The sequence below is a fragment of the Dyadobacter sp. OTU695 genome, from assembly GCF_038440355.1.
Taxonomy (GTDB): domain Bacteria; phylum Bacteroidota; class Bacteroidia; order Cytophagales; family Spirosomataceae; genus Dyadobacter.
Map to the genome: position 1 here is coordinate 137,552 of NZ_JASATN010000007.1, position 14,485 is coordinate 152,036.

Genomic DNA, 14,485 nt, shown 5'->3' on the forward strand with positions numbered 1-14,485 from the left:
GCAATCAAATGGAAACTTTTACCCTTTCCGTAGTGGAATTCGTGCGTAATCCCGATTCCCTGGCCACCGGCTTTTTGGTGCTGGCCATTGCCTGCCTTGTTTGTATACCTCTCTTATTTACTCGTAAAAATGGAAATCCTTCAACACTTCATTAACGGGCTAGATATGTACGACCTGTTGGCCGCCGTAATCGGCTGCGCCCTTGGATGTGCAATTGGCTTTATGATCACAGATTTTAATAATTCACCAATATTCCCCCCAGATTATGACTTGCCAATTAATCATCCAGCCGCCAAAAAGGAAAGTTGTTAAAACAACCGTTTCGCCTGATTATGACCAGATACCGGCGCTAAATGACCGTATCAAGTGCCCAAAATGCGGGCGAATCCAGGTCGCCAGCATTTTGCAAACATGGCCCTGGGCAACCTACATACACTACTGCAATAACTGCCAACACATAATTACAGAATCTGACTGGCAGTCAGTCAAATAACCCATTCCACAAATGACGCTATCAGAAATTTTAGCCCTTTGGGATGCCGGACGGCTTCCCGAGGGATCCGAGCAGCTTTGTGCCTGTAAAAAGGTCATGCAGGCAGCTTTTGCCATCACCGTAGATACCTGGGCCGCTACATCGAACCCGGTTACCGGCGCAATGCTGGGAAAAGAGCTGGTTACATATGAGAAAGTTATCCGGGCCATTTCCCAACGCCTGGTTGAACAGCCGGTTAAAGGCGCCCAAATCCCCGCCGCGACTGTCCGCCGTGGCCCTGAACAAATGTTTTACCTTGCTTCGAGAGTGATATAATGGGAGAGCAAAAGAGGAATACCGATTCCCCCGCATTTAGTTTTTTTGCAGGCGGCGCGAAAGTCAATAAACCGTCGCAAAACGTAACCCTGCCGCAGGTTATTGAATGGATCAGAACCGGCATGTATGCTGATGTAGTTAAGGCAGTTAGGAACGCGACGAATGAGAAGGAAGCCGCATTTATTAAACGGGGCCTGGACTATGTGACGCTTTCCGGCATATTCAGCCCGACCAGGAAAGCCGAAAACCTGGTCAGCCACAGTGGCCATATCGTTATCGACTTCGACCACATCGAACAGCCCGAAATGTTGAAAATGCAGCTGATTTCGGATCCTTACGTGGCGGCTTGTTTTATTTCCCCTTCCGGCGCTGGACTAAAAGCCGTTGTTCGGATTAAGGACGGGACCAAGCACAAGGAACATTTTGCAGATCTAGCCCATTATTTCAACAACGTATATAGGCTAACGGACGCCGAAAAAGTGGATCCGTCGGGCAGTGACGTTAGCCGCGCATGCTTTCTTTCCTGGGATCAAGACGCATATTACACACCTGATTCAAAGGTTCACGTAATACTGAATAAGATCCCGGAAAAGCCAAAAACGCCGCAGCAGCTGGCTAATGATGCCAGCGACGTGGAAAAACACGTGGCCGCCGTTGTTGAGCGGATCGAGGCCAGCAAAATGGACATTTGCAATGACTACGGCACTGAATGGTTGCTAATCGCTTTCAGCCTTTCTACGCTGGGCGAAAATGGCCGCCAGTACTTCCACCGGATTAGCCAGCAAAACGCCAAATACGACGAAAAGGACGCGGAAGAAAAATTCGATAACGCGGTTAAAACAAGCCGATTCACTAACGCCGCCAAGTTTTTTAGCATTTGCAAGGATTACGGCATTGACGTGCGCCGCCCCCAAAAAGAGGGACAGGCGAAAACCGAAACATCAGAGAAACCGGTAACCGGCCAAAAAATGGATGTAAGCAATGGTGATAGCTCTAAGCTTGCCAAAAACGGGAAGAAAAAGCAGCACGAGGAAGGCGAGAACGAAGAAGTGGAAATTTGGCACCCGACGGTTTGGTATTTGAAAGATGGCGGGATTAAGATCCGGGGCGGCAAGTATTTCGACTTGGTGGCGCCAAACTTCCAGATCTTTATCAAATACAAGACCGAAGACGAGCAGGAGAACGTAACCTGGGTTTTGGAAATCCGTATGGATACCGGCCGTTCCGAATTTATCGAAGTATTGCACGACGATTTTTGCAGCGCCCGGAAGCTGAAAAATATGCTGGCCACCAAACGACTGGGATTCAAAATTAAGGACGGCCACCTGGACGAGCTACACAGCTACTTATTTACTGAAACAGAGTTTTCGACGGCTACAAAGGTTGTACGCTACGGATACCACGCGCCCAGCAAGGTTTATTTCTTCGCTAACAAGGCATTCAATCTGAAAACGAATACCATGTTGACCCCTGACAACTTTGGAATCATTGAGGCCAATAAAATGCACCTTTCGATTCCACAACCGCCAAAAGCGAAACAGATCCGCAATACCCTAACGGATACAAATGTAACCTTTGGTGACTTTTGGGGTCTTTATGCCACGGCCCACCTGCATGAAAACGCCTTTGTTCCCGCCTGTTTCTACATTTTTAGCCTGTTCCGGGATTTGGCGTTACAGTATAAAAACTTTTCCCCGATCCTGTTTTTAAAGGGTGGGGCAGGCACCGGTAAATCGTCGATGGTTCGGGTTTTAACCGCCGCTTTTGGTCGGAAACAGGAGGGTGTGAACTTAAAAGGTAAAAATACGGACGCCTCTCTGGTGAAGCTTATGAGCCAAAGTAGTAATGCAATTATCTGGTTCGACGAGTTTCACAACGAGCTGACCAATGAGGGCCTTTTACAAGCGGCTTATGATAACGACGGTTACCACAAATCAACAACCGATTTTAACAGTATTGAAACGGCCGCCGTCGAGATTTACAGTGCCCTGGCCCTGACTAGTAATTACATCCCGCAAAACCCCATTTTCTTTTCCAGGTGCGTGTTTATCCCGATCACGGCCCAGCAAAAGACCGACCACCAAAGAACCGCCTTCGACAAGCTGGAAGCGATCCAAGAAGCGGGAATGGGATGCCTTACCATTGAGCTGTTACAGTACCGGGAGATCTTGGAAGCAAATGACAACTATGCAGTTAGTTATAACCGGATCTACAATAAACTAAAAACTAAGTTCAAAGGCCAGAACGTACCAGAACGCCTTTTTGCCAATATGGCCCAAATTATGGCAGCGCCTTATTTTCTGCACGTTATGGGCAAAATCAATATGTTGACCGTCCAACACGACAACGAAGCCGACATACTCGACGAATTTGTGGACATAGCCGAAAACTTTATAATGCGGCAATACCGGATCCAAAGTGAGAGTACGGCAGCAGCTGAATTCTTTGAGATTATCCAGTCGCTTTTCGAAAGCTATGTAATCCAGGAGGGGTTCCACTTCCGGTTTGAAGGGGATCAAATCCTAATCAATTTCCGGAAAATGTACAATTTGTTTGCACAGAAGTATAGGCAGACTTTTTTCAAATCTCCGCCCGATCGGGACACAATTCAGTCGGAGCTTACTACACTATCGGGCCAAACCGAGTGGGAAGCAATTTCGAAGACGATCAGATTTTTGAAAGACGACGATTCAAATTCTAAGTCTTCGACCATGCCGCAAACAGGAGCCTGTCGCCTGGATTACAAGATGTTAGCAAAGACTTTTGGAATAGATCTGACGAAAAGGCCAGAACCTAGAATGTAAAAAGAAAGATTTTTTTCATTTCAAAAAGGGAAAAACAGCTACTACGCTACTACAAAACAATATAACTATCTGATAATCAAATAAAAGAGTGTTGTAAATGTGTAGTAAAGGTGTTGTAAAAGTGTAGTAGTGTTGTATTTGTAGTAGATGTAGTAGGTGAGCTACTACACTTTTTGAAGGATAAGTATTTAAAAATCAATCAGTTAAAAAAGTGCCGTAGTGTAGTAGAAACACACCCCCTTAAAACTCAAAAAAAAATCATTTTTTCAATTATGGCTGAATCGCAGGAAAGTACAACAATCGACGAAGACCTGCCGGTTAATGTTGACCGCTTCTTTGTCCAGAAATTCAGCCGGTGGACGGATCCCAGCGGGCGCCTTTTGGTTGTTCTAGGCTTCTACTACGGCAACGGCGGTAAGCCCGAAACCGGCGTGAATTATCGCGAGGCCCTGGATCTGCTTTCTGTTCACGACGAAAAAGTGGAATACGTCCTGATCAGGCGATTTGTCAACCTGGTGAACCTGGGGAAGCTGGCACCCTGGGAAGATCAAGAATTCAAAGCATTAGCATAACCATTTAATTCAAACCAAACAGTACAATGAAACAAATTCTTATTACCGGCCACCTGGGCCGCGATGCGGTACAACGCAATAGCAACGGCGCCGACTTTATAAGCTTCACCGTGGGGGTGAGCGAGAAGGTAAAAGATAGCCAGGGGCAGCCAATGGATAAAACAGACTGGTTTTCGGTGATCAGCAAGCATAAAGGAGTGCTTCCATACTTGAAAAAGGGCACTAAGGTTCTGGTGCAGGGCCGATTCAATGCAAAGATTTACAGGAATACAAACACCGGCCAGGACGCTATCGATTACACAATCAACGCCGACGCCATCGAATTGCTATCAGCTGCAAACACCGTCCCGGCCACCGGCCCCACAGATAGCCAGGCCACGACAGCCAGCCCGGCGACCCCCGGCGCGGAAAAGGCAGACGACGATTTACCATTTTAATGCTTGCTGATGGAAGAAATTAAGCCTGGCCAGGTCTGGGAGAGCCGGAACGGCGCCCACTGGTTTATTGATCAAATAATGCCGGAAGGCTGGGGCCTGACGCCGGTAAGATCCGGGGAACGTCACTGGCAGCAAAACGGCCGGTACTGGGACGACAAAACCGACCACACCAAAGACCTGGTAAAGCGAATTTCCTAACGCCAGGATCCAGTAAAACCATTCCGTGGAACAGGTAATGGCCTGTTCCACATTCACCGCCCAGCTGGGCAGTAATGATTATCGCAATGTATTTCATGACGCATAATGACAGTGATACCGGTCTAAAATTCGCATATGTCCAATTTGATATGGAGGAAGCGATTGAGGCACAAAAGGCGATGGCCACAAAGTACGGATTTGAGGCGTGGCGGCCTGGATATTGGAGCCTTGCCGGACGCTTTTCTTCGGTCGTTTTTAAGGAGGCGCCGGATATGAAATTGTGGAAACTAGTTAAGGGAGATAACGAGTATATGCCCAGGTTGACAAGTAAAGCGGGTAAGTCAATAGATGCCGAATTTTCCAAAATGCCGTGGGTTCCGAATTGGAGATTGAACGAATGCGTCGGTATTAAAGACCAGTTCGGGCATATCGGAGTTTGCTGGAATCATCCTGATTTGTTAGGTTTTTCAGTGCCGGATGAATGGGAATTTACATGCCCGGCCGATTGCCGAGAAATTACTAGAACCGAGTATTTGCAAACCTTTTCAAAAGAGGGAACCGATGGGCAGCAGCACAAGTAAAATAGCTGACGAAATACGGCTGCATGGATCCTGGGATAACTACCTGGCCTGGGATAATGAGCAGTATAAAAAGTGGGCGCATACTGAACCGCCGAAAACCCTTCAAAGAAAACCCATTGAGGTAAGGGCCGTAGTGATCAAAAAACCGCCGCTGGGTGTGATGCCTTACGGGATCTGGTTAGTGAATCGCTTTGACGAAGTGAACGCCGCTATCGCCAGATATGAGGCCGCTGGATGGAAGGTAAACCCGGACTGGATCCAGGAAAGAGAATGGCTACACAAATTATTATCAAAAGCAATCGGAATTAATGAAAATGGAGAATCAACTAGATATTAAACAAGTTATTGCTGTTATTTCAGGATCAGCAGGTTGCGGGAAAACGCATTCAGTTAGGGAATACACCAGGGGGAAAAATGTCATTTTTTCGACATTACGGGACTTCCCGATCGTACTAAGACGCATAGATGATTCGACGGATTTTCTAGTGATAGATGAGATACAACGCATCGATTCGTTTACATGGTCTGCATTATTGGACGGTTTTGTCGCCACCGGACAGTCTCGCCCAGAGAGGAAAATTCAGCTTCCAGGACTTATTTTAATCTGTCAGGTAATACCAGAACAGCTGCAAATGTCCTTAGAAGTGGGACGCTTGAAACAAATTGAATTTGCGGGAGGTGGGCTTTCAGGTTATGGCCCACGTAAGGGCGATTACCGGGTTGTAGCGTACCAGCGTGTGCCCAGACATTCACAGTTCAACCCCTTAACAGATCCGAACCTTATGGACAAACAACAAGTGAAGCTACTGGCCGACAAAATAAGTGAGATTTGCGACCACGTCCCCAACGGACTATCTGGCCTAAAAGATGCTCTAACCTTCGCACAAATGGAATTGCTAATGAATTTTCGGTTTGGGAAACAGGGTTCAACCTTCCAAAAGGCCCTGATTTTCGCAAAGTCGATCCCAGATTTTACAGATTACGATAGCGGCGAATTTTTTGATTGGATGATGCAAGACGAAGAACATTTAAAATACCTGCCCTACTAGTTTAGACGACCTATGACCAATCGAAGAACCCAAGCAGCTCCGGAAATGACACATATTTTTAAACCAGAAGCTAACGCCTTGGAAACGAGGATAAGGCGGGAGAGTGGCGCAAAGATCATTGTGCGCGTGGGTGGCAAACGGTCGCTGATGCGCTTTTACCTGAAAGATCGGGGCCAGGGTAGTTATAAGGTCATTTCGTACCGGGACGGCCTGGATAAAGTGACTATTACCGAACTGGCCGAGATCCAGCGCGAATTTCAAGGCTGGCGAAGTCTAACATAAATAAGGCCGGGACAATGTTCCGGCCTTATCGGTTTTACTCAACGTTTTTGCGTTTCACCGCAAGCGTACAATATACACACACGTGCCAGGCGAAACGCTGCACATTGATTTAGCGGCAAAAAAGAGGTTACTTTCGCACGTAATAACCCAGCACCCGTTTTATGAGCCTGGCCGGTCGAGCACCTGCCGGGCTTTTTTATTTGACTTAATACTGATCATGTGATACTATTGTGATCAATTTCATGGTACTCACTTCATCAAGAATATGGCAGCAAGACTAAAACAGGGTGACGTCTTCCTGATTAGTAACGGGGATTTTGTTACCGCAAATGGCTTTAATGTCGAAATTGGCCATTTATACGATAAGCCGGTTAAGCATGACAAGACCAGGGAGAAATTGAGGGCTGCGATCATCGACCAGCTTTACAAATATGGCGTCCGGTTCGACTACGACCTGATAATTAAGTTTATCAATCACATTGCGCCCGACGTTCCGCCCAGTATGACTTTGATTGAACAGGGCCACTTCATTGTCACCGAGATAAAAGGGCTAGGGGAAACGGTTAACGAGCGGGTATATTGCAAGCGGTTTCACCCCGAGCCAGGGCAACGGGCAGACGAATTCCATTTCTTGCAGAATGCCCACGGGGCTGGTAATTACAAGTACAATGTGCTGATGACGTTAGGGCCGGATGAGTATTCATAATCGGGCTGGTGACTATTCATTTCGCGATGGGCTTATAGGTGGGGCGCAAAGAAGGAGCAGGAGGGAAAACTATCGTATCTGTGCCGGTTATTCTCACTTTTACACCTTGTGTTTGGGCTTGATTCGTCATTGAATCACTTTTTTTTGGTAAGTAGCCCAGATCATTTGCCAGTGCAAGGAAACTTATTATCAACGCAATTATACCGACCCACAAGGCGTTCCGCGAAATCTTCTCACTTCGTCGCGCCCTGAATTCTTCCTGCGTTATGTAGCCATTTGCTACGAAAGCATTGAATTCTGCCGTTAGAAGGACTTGTTTTGTTGCGTAACGAAGTATCAGCGCGGATATTTCAGGGTCAGGAAATTCGAAATATTTGCTGTCGTCATTAATTTCTCTTGATCCGATATTGGTAAAGCCCCGAAGTTTTACAGATGTGTAAATGGTTACCAACCCTTCATTTTCCAACAACCTAATTAGCTGGATTATTGTAATTATTTCCCTTATTTCATTGTAATACGCATCCATTTTGCTAGATACGGTTCCATATTGTTGCAAAGATCCTTCATAGAAAACCTTGACTTTCCCTTCCTTTAAGGTGTCGGCGTATTCAATCCGCATTACGAAATCTCCCAGGTTCCATTCCAGGAAGTCAAATATAAAGTTCAGGGGTTCTTCACTTTCTCGAAGCTGTTCGCAAATCCGAATTTCCTTTTCATTTAATGCTCTCATTTGCGCGAATCGATTATGTGCCTCGAATTAATAAAGCGTGGGCGGATTGCACAAGAAAAGGCAAATACGCCACGCAGCTGAACTTAACGAACGACAAACTACTAAAAATATCGGGATCACATCCAGAATGAGAAGAACAAGCGTTTTTATGGCTATTGGTTGAATGTAGCACCCCGTTGTCTAATCTCTGTCTGGTGCTTTCGATACGTTGGCAGAACCCACTTGAAAAACGGAATGGCCCATAAAATTGTGTGTAGAATGAAATTAAATACAAGATTTGGTGAACCGTCTCCGAAAATCGGAATGAAGGAGAAGAAAAAGGCCGAGTAAACGGCAGCCATTATAAAAAGAGATCCTACTAACAATCCACCTTGAAGTGTTTTCCATGTGATCTCAGATCCCATGAATGGTGTAATATAACAGAGGATTCCCAATGCAAGCGGTATGAGGGCAGACGTGAGAAAGTGAGCGATGTGGTACCATCCATCAGGCCGTTTGTGAAAATTTAGATTGTTGCTTATTACCCCTCGAGCATTAAAAAGCATATCTCGGTAATCCCACCGTTCCACTATCTGCATTTTTTTTCTCACGAGATACTTCGCAGTTGTACTATCAAGATTCTTGTTTTGTAGCATCTGTTGGATCTTCTCCAACTGCTCAATTTTTTGACTATTAAAGGCATTGGTGAAAAAGTCCGTTAGAAAATCGATAACGAGAAACAAAGCAATGACGATGAAAATCACGTATAGCTTTTTGCCAAATGAGCTTCTGTTACTTAAAAATAGATCAGCGAAACCGTTAAGAAATTCCATAATTAGTTACGGGAGGGAAGTGATTTTTATTTGCGGGAAATGGGTAAGGCGTCTACAAAATTAGTGATTTTTATGTCCTTTCGGTCCCGCGACCAGCTGGCCAGCTTGCAGAAAAAACGCAAATGAGCCATGCAGCTGATCGTAAAAGACGACAAACTACAAAAATACCGGGATCACATCCAGACCGGGGCCGAACTGGCCGAAGCCGATAAACGATACTTTGACAGATACTTTTTCGCCTTCACTTTGCTACTCGACGGTTTGAGCGAACGCAAGGTGGTAGAAACCCTGATGTTCAGCCCTGAACCGATTGGCCGGTTAAGCCAGTCCCACGCCTACAACGTGGTCAACGGGTGCCAGCAGATCTTCGGCGCCCTGGACTTTGGCAACGCCAAAAAAGTGGCCCAACGCGAGATTTACGCCGTCCGCCTGGAAGAAATCGCTCATTCCCTGGAAGAAATGGGCCATAACCTGCTCAACGAATACAAAATGGAGCTGGAAGACGACGACGGGAACCCCATTTACAAAATGGATCCTGATATCCAGGAAAAGGCCGCCGGGATCCTGGAACGGTCGGCTAACGTCCGCATGAAAGCCGCGAAAATCCGGGGCCTGATGGAGAAAGACAAGGTAGAGAACCCGAACCGCTACAAAGTTGCCCCCAATATCATTTTCACCGACGATATGTCAGCGCTGGAATTAATGCGCGAGATCGAAGACACCCAATTTGACGATGTTACCAGAAACGGAAGCGAGGCTGTTTAAAGCCAAAATGCGGCAGCTCGCCGGGAAGGCGAACGTCGTTTTTCTGTCCACAAAGCAGAAAATATTCATCAATAGTACGGCCAAACGCAAAACCCTACTGGCTGGCCGCGCATTCGGGAAAACCTTTACTTTGCTGGTTTGTATCGGCTACATCGCCAAGATCCTGGGCCGGGCCAAATTCTTTTTGGCGGGGCGTACCTTCAAACAGGTACTGGACATTGTTTTGACCGATAGCGCTGATGCCTGGTCACAAATGGGCTGGTACGAATACCACGAAAAAGTAAACCCGTTCGGTAATTACGTGCTTTTCAAGGAGCCGCCAGCCGATTGGCCAAAGCCGTATAAACCGCCAAAAAGCTATAACCGCTGCATCACCTTTGACAGCGGGTTTTGCCTGCAACTGCTTTCGTTCGAAAAGCCTGATTCCAACCGGGGCCATAATTTTGACGGGGGGTTTATTGACGAGTCGGCCATTTTTAAATCGGATTGGGTTTCTAAAATCTTGATGGCCACCCTTTACCGGGCCAATTCCTGGCGGTTCAAAGACAACCACCTGCACAACGCGTTTTACGATTTCACGTCAAACCCCTGGACACAGACGGGGCAGTGGATCTTTAAAACCGAAGAGCTGATGCGGGAGAACCCGGAGAAGTATCTTTTTTTAGAGGGGACGGCCCACGACAACCCGACACTAAGCCCGGAATATATTACCAACATGGAGGAAAATACAGAGCCGCTGGTTTTCCGCATCGAGGTTTTGAACGAGCGTTTAAAGAAGCTGCCAAATTGCTACTACCCAAAATTTGATTCGGATAAGCATTGCACCAGCGACATTTACAATTTCGACATGAACGCCGACGGGCTTTGGGTGCCTACTTATTCGGACTATGACCCGAACAAGGCCCTGGAAGTAAGCCTGGATTTTAATAACTATATCTGTTGCGGTATCATTTGCCAGGATGCGCCGGGTAAATTGAAGGTGATCAATAACGTGTATGTCAAGCAGGCAAAGGAGGAAAAGACCCTGGCCGAGACGCTGGCTATCGCCATATCGGACGCTTACCCAGACCATGTTCGAAAGGACATTATCGTATATGGTGACGCGTCGGCCAGCAGTAAGAGCGCCGGTAGCAATACGCCCATGTTTGCCCAGGTGGTGGCCGAGTTGCGCCGCCTGGGATGGCGGGTGTACCTACGGGTATTGAAGGCCAACCCCGAGCACAAGGATAGGTATGTGCTGATCGACGCCATCCTGGCCGAAGGCTCACCCCACTATCCCAAGGTGCGTATCAACCTGAACTACTGCAAGGCCCTGATCATATCCATCCAGAACACACCAATAACCAATGAGTTCAAGAAAGATAAGTCAAGCGAAGGAACGAGCACACCACAAGAGTACGCAACTCACCTTAGTGATTGCCTAGATTACATCCTTTACTACAAGTATTCGAGTGAATCCAGCAAAACCAAGCTGAAAGGCAAAGGAACGCGCATGCGGTTCCTGGGCGGGTGACCGGCCGCCCCCTATGGGACTGCCGCACCCACCAGATGGCTTTCAGATATCCCATTTTTTTTTCTCGCGGTAATTACCGGAATAGGAAAGGGCGCCGCCTTGCCTGGGAGAGCTTTGGAAAATAAAATGGCCGTGGCGGGTTTTCTGGGGCGTAACGATTTGATAGCCAGCATTAAGCCCAAAATAGAAATTGGAACTGTTTTCAGGCGTTTTTTCTGTCTTTTCCTGCGCCCCCAATGGGAAATAGTTTTGGGCTATGGAATCTATCAGCATAGACACTTTTTGGAAACTGTTGCACGACCCATCTAACCGGGGCTTCGACTTGAAATACCGGAAAACCGACGGCAGCTTTGGAATGAAACAAAACCTGGGAAAATCCGGGAAGCGCTTCGAGGGCAAAAGCACGAAAGGGAAACTTCGGTACGACCTGATCGAAAAGGGATCTGTGCTTTTGGAGGATATCGACGGGCTGGGCCATCCGCTGACGCTTCGCAACCGGTTAATACTGGCAATCAGGCTACCCAGAACTACGAAATGGCTTCGAATTATTCATAAAAACTACTGAAATGGTTACAAAAATTGAACATGGTTTCTACCACCTCAAAACTGCCGACGCGACCGTAATGATCACGCCGACCATTGACGTGGTGACCAGCGACAAACCCGAGGGCACTTTCGCCAAAGACTCAAACTTTAACTGGGTAAAATGGGGTAAGGAAGACCGTCAGGCTATCGAAATGCTGAAAATGTGCTGGGAATCGCCGAGCAAACCGCGCCTGATGGATACGGCCAAAGAATTCATCCTGGGCGCCGGAATCCGGTTAATGCAAACCGACATCAACGAGGAAGGGAAGGAGGTGCGCAAGCTGGTAAGCGAACCGAAGCTGCGCAAGTGGCTACGTAGTAAGCAAATCTATTCCCGTTACCTGGAACTGGCCGCGTTGAGCCTGACTTTTGCCGAAATTGCTTTCATCCGCTTTTCGATCCTGGACGACGGCCAGGTGGCCCTGGAGACAATCCAACCTACGAAAGTACGGTTCGAAAAGCCGAAGGATGGCCGCCCGGTCGAGCGCGTTTTGATTAACCCATATTTCGGCACCACCACGCCGATTAAAAACGCCAAAACGGTTTCAGTTCCCATCTTCGACAAAGAAGACCCGAAGAAGTACCTGGAAAGCGTAATAGTGCTCAAAAAGGCCCAAATCGGCGCGGATTTCTATAACCAGGGCCTTTGGTGGGGGACAAAGACCTGGACAATGGTAGACAACATGACGCCGGAATACCACTTATCGGGGCTGACCAATGGCTACAACATCAAGCTACTGATCGAGATCGACGAAAGTTATTTCATCGTGGAAGGGGAAGATCTGAACGACCCGCAGATACTGGAACAGATCGAAAAGCGCAAAGATGAGTTTATGGCGAAAATGGACGAATATTTATCTGGCGTCAAGAACACCGATAAAGCCCTGGTACTGATCGGCGACATTATGGGCGAAGCGGGCAAGGGTGACAAAAAGCTGATCAGGATCACGCCGATAGAAAACAAAATGACCGACGACGCCTATATGGCCCTGATCGAACAGGCGAGCACAAAGCAGGCCCAGGGGCACGGGATCCTGCCGAGCCTTGCCGGTATCGCGGAAGGTAATAAATTAGGCGGCAGCGGGTCTGAATTGATGCATTCGGTCATGTACCACGTCCGGTACCTGACGCCGTCATACAGGCGCCTGCTTAAAGAACCGCTGGACGACGCCCTGGAAGTAATGGGCCACGACCTGGACAAAATGGAGTTCCATTTCGTGGATGTCGAAATGACGACCCTAGACAAAAACCCGACTGGCCAGCAGGCCGCAACCTCAAACGTGCAATGAAAATCAAACAATTTTTTGAAGCTATTGGGCTGACGCTAGCCGCCCTGTTTTATTCATTACTCGAATTGTTTTACCAGGCTGGCCGCTTTTTGGTGAAGTGGTTTCTAGTAGGTATTGTGGTAGCAATCGCCGCCCTGGTTTTTATTACTATTTCGCCTTTCTCGCTCTACAAATGTGCCGCCAGGGCAATATCACACCGGTCGTTTTCCGCCGGTGGCCAGCTGATGAAATGGATATGGTTTGACTTTTGGAAACAGATAGGACTATGAGCGCAGTGACACTTCTACCGTCCGACATTGTCAGCATTGAGGACTACTTTACCGGTATCGTCGCCCAGGATCCAGAGCTGAACACCCTGGTACTGGAAACCTCTAACAACCCTTTTGAAATGGAGCGGTTTAACGAGGTTTCAAACTCCGAAGGGTTTGCATATCCGGCCCTGGCCATGCTCATGCCGGTCATTACCGGCGACGACAACGGCATGCACGATTTTGAGGCAAAGCAGGAAATAGGTTTTTGTTTGCTGTATCCGACTGATGGCACGCACATTCAGAAATTGGAAAAATTTAAGCTTGCGCAGTTGGCCGCCTGGCGTATCCTGCGCCGCTTGCGCCAAGATACGAAAGCCGGGCGCTTCCGCATGGATAAACTTTCCTACAAAATGGCACCCTTTGAGTATGGCAGCGATAACGCGGTGGGGCAGTACGTTGTCCTGGTAATGATCACCAACACAAACGCGCAGATCGGGGCATGAGCGAACTTGTAAGCTGGTCGCCAGATATCGACTACGATACGATTTGGTTTGTGGTCAACCAGATCACAAACCAAATCAGCGGGCGCGGTATCCAGCAGCTGGAAGAAAAGCTGCAAGACGAGGGCCTGGTAATGACCGGAAAGCTAAAAAGTTCGCTTTTCCGGGAAGTCCGCCAGAATAACACTGCCTGGCTCACCGAACTGGCAATGCAGTTTGAAATGTATGGCCGCTTCAAGGACATACGCGAAATGCATTACACCAAGCAAATGCCAGCCAGTGACGACGGTTTTACCGACTGGGTTTCAAGGGTAATGGATGGGCAGGGTGGTAAAACGCCGTTCAAATTCATTTCCGGCCGAAAAAACGGCTCATTCCCAGCCGACAAGTCCGAGGCCGTCCGCCAGCTTGCCTGGGCCATTGCCAGATCCCGGCTTTATCAGCCCATCGTAATCAGAAAAGGACGTGGCTGGTACATCCGTAATTACATGAAGGAGATCTACGGCGAGATTGAGGTAAATATCCAGGCCGCCGCCGCCCAGGCTGCACTCAACACAGTTAAAAAAGCGCTGCAAGATCGGAAGTAGGCAAAGAATATTTCGG

21 protein-coding genes are annotated in these 14,485 nt (G+C 47.8%); 18 read left to right on the forward strand and 3 right to left on the reverse strand.

What is annotated here, in order from left to right; genetic code table 11:
• Positions 1–8 precede the first annotated feature (8 nt).
• The 11 genes from AAHB90_RS15215 to AAHB90_RS15265 all read left to right on the forward strand — a co-directional run bounded on the left by AAHB90_RS15215 (position 9) and on the right by AAHB90_RS15265 (position 7,437).
• Positions 9–155, forward strand: a complete 147-nt coding sequence (locus tag AAHB90_RS15215; RefSeq protein WP_342086065.1) for a hypothetical protein — start codon at positions 9–11, stop codon at positions 153–155.
• A gap of 350 nt (positions 156–505) precedes the next feature.
• Complete coding sequence (locus AAHB90_RS15220) at positions 506–808, forward strand: hypothetical protein (protein WP_342086066.1); 303 nt, start codon at positions 506–508, stop codon at positions 806–808.
• Positions 808–3,612, forward strand: a complete 2,805-nt coding sequence (locus tag AAHB90_RS15225) for a BT4734/BF3469 family protein (protein WP_342086067.1) — start codon at positions 808–810, stop codon at positions 3,610–3,612. Before AAHB90_RS15220 ends, AAHB90_RS15225 begins: the two co-directional genes overlap by 1 nt.
• Positions 3,613–3,884: 272 nt before the next feature.
• Entirely contained in the window at positions 3,885–4,184 is a 300-nt protein-coding gene (locus tag AAHB90_RS15230) for a hypothetical protein (RefSeq protein WP_342086068.1), read from the forward strand.
• A 26-nt stretch (positions 4,185–4,210) separates the two neighbouring features.
• Positions 4,211–4,621, forward strand: a complete 411-nt coding sequence (locus tag AAHB90_RS15235) for a single-stranded DNA-binding protein (protein WP_342086069.1) — start codon at positions 4,211–4,213, stop codon at positions 4,619–4,621.
• Between the two features lie 9 nt (positions 4,622–4,630).
• A complete protein-coding gene (locus tag AAHB90_RS15240; RefSeq protein WP_342086070.1) occupies positions 4,631–4,819 on the forward strand; it encodes a hypothetical protein in 189 nt (62 codons plus the stop codon).
• A gap of 74 nt (positions 4,820–4,893) precedes the next feature.
• Positions 4,894–5,400, forward strand: coding sequence for a hypothetical protein (locus tag AAHB90_RS15245; protein WP_342086071.1), 507 nt, complete (start codon positions 4,894–4,896; stop codon positions 5,398–5,400).
• Positions 5,381–5,737, forward strand: a complete 357-nt coding sequence (locus AAHB90_RS15250) for a hypothetical protein (protein ID WP_342086072.1) — start codon at positions 5,381–5,383, stop codon at positions 5,735–5,737. Before AAHB90_RS15245 ends, AAHB90_RS15250 begins: the two co-directional genes overlap by 20 nt.
• Positions 5,715–6,449, forward strand: a complete 735-nt coding sequence (locus tag AAHB90_RS15255; RefSeq protein WP_342086073.1) for a hypothetical protein — start codon at positions 5,715–5,717, stop codon at positions 6,447–6,449. The genes AAHB90_RS15250 and AAHB90_RS15255 overlap by 23 nt, the downstream gene beginning before the upstream one ends.
• Positions 6,450–6,527: 78 nt before the next feature.
• Positions 6,528–6,731, forward strand: coding sequence for a hypothetical protein (locus AAHB90_RS15260; protein WP_342086074.1), 204 nt, complete (start codon positions 6,528–6,530; stop codon positions 6,729–6,731).
• A gap of 265 nt (positions 6,732–6,996) precedes the next feature.
• Positions 6,997–7,437: a hypothetical protein gene (locus tag AAHB90_RS15265; protein WP_342086075.1), complete on the forward strand. Its 441-nt coding sequence runs from the start codon at positions 6,997–6,999 to the stop codon at positions 7,435–7,437.
• A gap of 16 nt (positions 7,438–7,453) precedes the next feature.
• Here AAHB90_RS15265 and AAHB90_RS15270 read toward each other — a convergent pair whose 3' ends face one another.
• The gene (locus tag AAHB90_RS15270) at positions 7,454–8,167 is read right to left on the reverse strand and encodes a hypothetical protein (protein WP_342086076.1); all 714 of its coding nucleotides are present in this window, start codon (positions 8,165–8,167) and stop codon (positions 7,454–7,456) included.
• A 152-nt stretch (positions 8,168–8,319) separates the two neighbouring features.
• Positions 8,320–8,979 carry a hypothetical protein gene (locus AAHB90_RS15275; protein ID WP_342086077.1) on the reverse strand — a complete coding sequence of 220 codons (660 nt, stop codon included), beginning with the start codon at positions 8,977–8,979 and terminating at the stop codon, positions 8,320–8,322.
• Positions 8,980–9,108: 129 nt separating this feature from the next.
• On the opposite strand from AAHB90_RS15275, the gene AAHB90_RS15280 reads away from it, so the two are divergent.
• Positions 9,109–9,744 (forward strand): hypothetical protein, encoded by a 636-nt coding sequence (locus AAHB90_RS15280; RefSeq protein WP_342086078.1) that lies wholly within the window; start codon positions 9,109–9,111, stop codon positions 9,742–9,744.
• Positions 9,713–11,257 (forward strand): terminase large subunit domain-containing protein, encoded by a 1,545-nt coding sequence (locus AAHB90_RS15285; protein ID WP_342086079.1) that lies wholly within the window; start codon positions 9,713–9,715, stop codon positions 11,255–11,257. The genes AAHB90_RS15280 and AAHB90_RS15285 overlap by 32 nt, the downstream gene beginning before the upstream one ends.
• Positions 11,258–11,299: 42 nt before the next feature.
• On the opposite strand, the gene AAHB90_RS15290 is transcribed toward AAHB90_RS15285, so the two are convergent.
• On the reverse strand, positions 11,300–11,530 hold the full coding sequence (locus AAHB90_RS15290; protein WP_342086080.1) for a hypothetical protein: 231 nt from the start codon (positions 11,528–11,530) through the stop codon (positions 11,300–11,302).
• On the opposite strand from AAHB90_RS15290, the gene AAHB90_RS15295 reads away from it, so the two are divergent.
• The 5 genes from AAHB90_RS15295 to AAHB90_RS15315 are packed head-to-tail and all read left to right on the forward strand — an operon-like array spanning position 11,514 to position 14,469.
• Positions 11,514–11,822, forward strand: a complete 309-nt coding sequence (locus tag AAHB90_RS15295; RefSeq protein WP_342086081.1) for a hypothetical protein — start codon at positions 11,514–11,516, stop codon at positions 11,820–11,822. The two genes, AAHB90_RS15290 and AAHB90_RS15295, sit on opposite strands and share 17 nt — an antisense overlap.
• A 1-nt stretch (position 11,823) precedes the next feature.
• Positions 11,824–13,131, forward strand: coding sequence for a hypothetical protein (locus AAHB90_RS15300; RefSeq protein ID WP_342086082.1), 1,308 nt, complete (start codon positions 11,824–11,826; stop codon positions 13,129–13,131).
• Positions 13,128–13,400, forward strand: a complete 273-nt coding sequence (locus tag AAHB90_RS15305) for a hypothetical protein (protein ID WP_342086083.1) — start codon at positions 13,128–13,130, stop codon at positions 13,398–13,400. The genes AAHB90_RS15300 and AAHB90_RS15305 overlap by 4 nt, the downstream gene beginning before the upstream one ends.
• A complete protein-coding gene (locus AAHB90_RS15310) occupies positions 13,397–13,885 on the forward strand; it encodes a hypothetical protein (protein ID WP_342086084.1) in 489 nt (162 codons plus the stop codon). The genes AAHB90_RS15305 and AAHB90_RS15310 overlap by 4 nt, the downstream gene beginning before the upstream one ends.
• Positions 13,882–14,469 carry a hypothetical protein gene (locus AAHB90_RS15315; RefSeq protein WP_342086085.1) on the forward strand — a complete coding sequence of 196 codons (588 nt, stop codon included), beginning with the start codon at positions 13,882–13,884 and terminating at the stop codon, positions 14,467–14,469. Before AAHB90_RS15310 ends, AAHB90_RS15315 begins: the two co-directional genes overlap by 4 nt.
• Positions 14,470–14,485: the final 16 nt, after the last annotated feature.

What these genes read in the sequence shown, in the direction of transcription:
- AAHB90_RS15215 (WP_342086065.1), top strand. Translation starts at nt 9, where the DNA reads ATGGAAACTTTTACCCTTTCCGTAGTGGAATTCGTGCGTAATCCCGAT.
- AAHB90_RS15220 (WP_342086066.1), top strand. Translation starts at nt 506, where the DNA reads ATGACGCTATCAGAAATTTTAGCCCTTTGGGATGCCGGACGGCTTCCC.
- AAHB90_RS15225 (WP_342086067.1), top strand. Translation starts at nt 808, where the DNA reads ATGGGAGAGCAAAAGAGGAATACCGATTCCCCCGCATTTAGTTTTTTT.
- AAHB90_RS15230 (WP_342086068.1), top strand. Translation starts at nt 3,885, where the DNA reads ATGGCTGAATCGCAGGAAAGTACAACAATCGACGAAGACCTGCCGGTT.
- AAHB90_RS15235 (WP_342086069.1), top strand. Translation starts at nt 4,211, where the DNA reads ATGAAACAAATTCTTATTACCGGCCACCTGGGCCGCGATGCGGTACAA.
- AAHB90_RS15240 (WP_342086070.1), top strand. Translation starts at nt 4,631, where the DNA reads ATGGAAGAAATTAAGCCTGGCCAGGTCTGGGAGAGCCGGAACGGCGCC.
- AAHB90_RS15245 (WP_342086071.1), top strand. Translation starts at nt 4,894, where the DNA reads ATGATTATCGCAATGTATTTCATGACGCATAATGACAGTGATACCGGT.
- AAHB90_RS15250 (WP_342086072.1), top strand. Translation starts at nt 5,381, where the DNA reads ATGGGCAGCAGCACAAGTAAAATAGCTGACGAAATACGGCTGCATGGA.
- AAHB90_RS15255 (WP_342086073.1), top strand. Translation starts at nt 5,715, where the DNA reads ATGGAGAATCAACTAGATATTAAACAAGTTATTGCTGTTATTTCAGGA.
- AAHB90_RS15265 (WP_342086075.1), top strand. Translation starts at nt 6,997, where the DNA reads ATGGCAGCAAGACTAAAACAGGGTGACGTCTTCCTGATTAGTAACGGG.
- AAHB90_RS15270 (WP_342086076.1), bottom strand. Translation starts at nt 8,167, where the DNA reads ATGAGAGCATTAAATGAAAAGGAAATTCGGATTTGCGAACAGCTTCGA.
- AAHB90_RS15275 (WP_342086077.1), bottom strand. Translation starts at nt 8,979, where the DNA reads ATGGAATTTCTTAACGGTTTCGCTGATCTATTTTTAAGTAACAGAAGC.
- AAHB90_RS15280 (WP_342086078.1), top strand. Translation starts at nt 9,109, where the DNA reads ATGCAGCTGATCGTAAAAGACGACAAACTACAAAAATACCGGGATCAC.
- AAHB90_RS15285 (WP_342086079.1), top strand. Translation starts at nt 9,713, where the DNA reads ATGTTACCAGAAACGGAAGCGAGGCTGTTTAAAGCCAAAATGCGGCAG.
- AAHB90_RS15295 (WP_342086081.1), top strand. Translation starts at nt 11,514, where the DNA reads ATGGAATCTATCAGCATAGACACTTTTTGGAAACTGTTGCACGACCCA.
- AAHB90_RS15290 (WP_342086080.1), bottom strand. Translation starts at nt 11,530, where the DNA reads ATGCTGATAGATTCCATAGCCCAAAACTATTTCCCATTGGGGGCGCAG.
- AAHB90_RS15300 (WP_342086082.1), top strand. Translation starts at nt 11,824, where the DNA reads ATGGTTACAAAAATTGAACATGGTTTCTACCACCTCAAAACTGCCGAC.
- AAHB90_RS15305 (WP_342086083.1), top strand. Translation starts at nt 13,128, where the DNA reads ATGAAAATCAAACAATTTTTTGAAGCTATTGGGCTGACGCTAGCCGCC.
- AAHB90_RS15310 (WP_342086084.1), top strand. Translation starts at nt 13,397, where the DNA reads ATGAGCGCAGTGACACTTCTACCGTCCGACATTGTCAGCATTGAGGAC.
- AAHB90_RS15315 (WP_342086085.1), top strand. Translation starts at nt 13,882, where the DNA reads ATGAGCGAACTTGTAAGCTGGTCGCCAGATATCGACTACGATACGATT.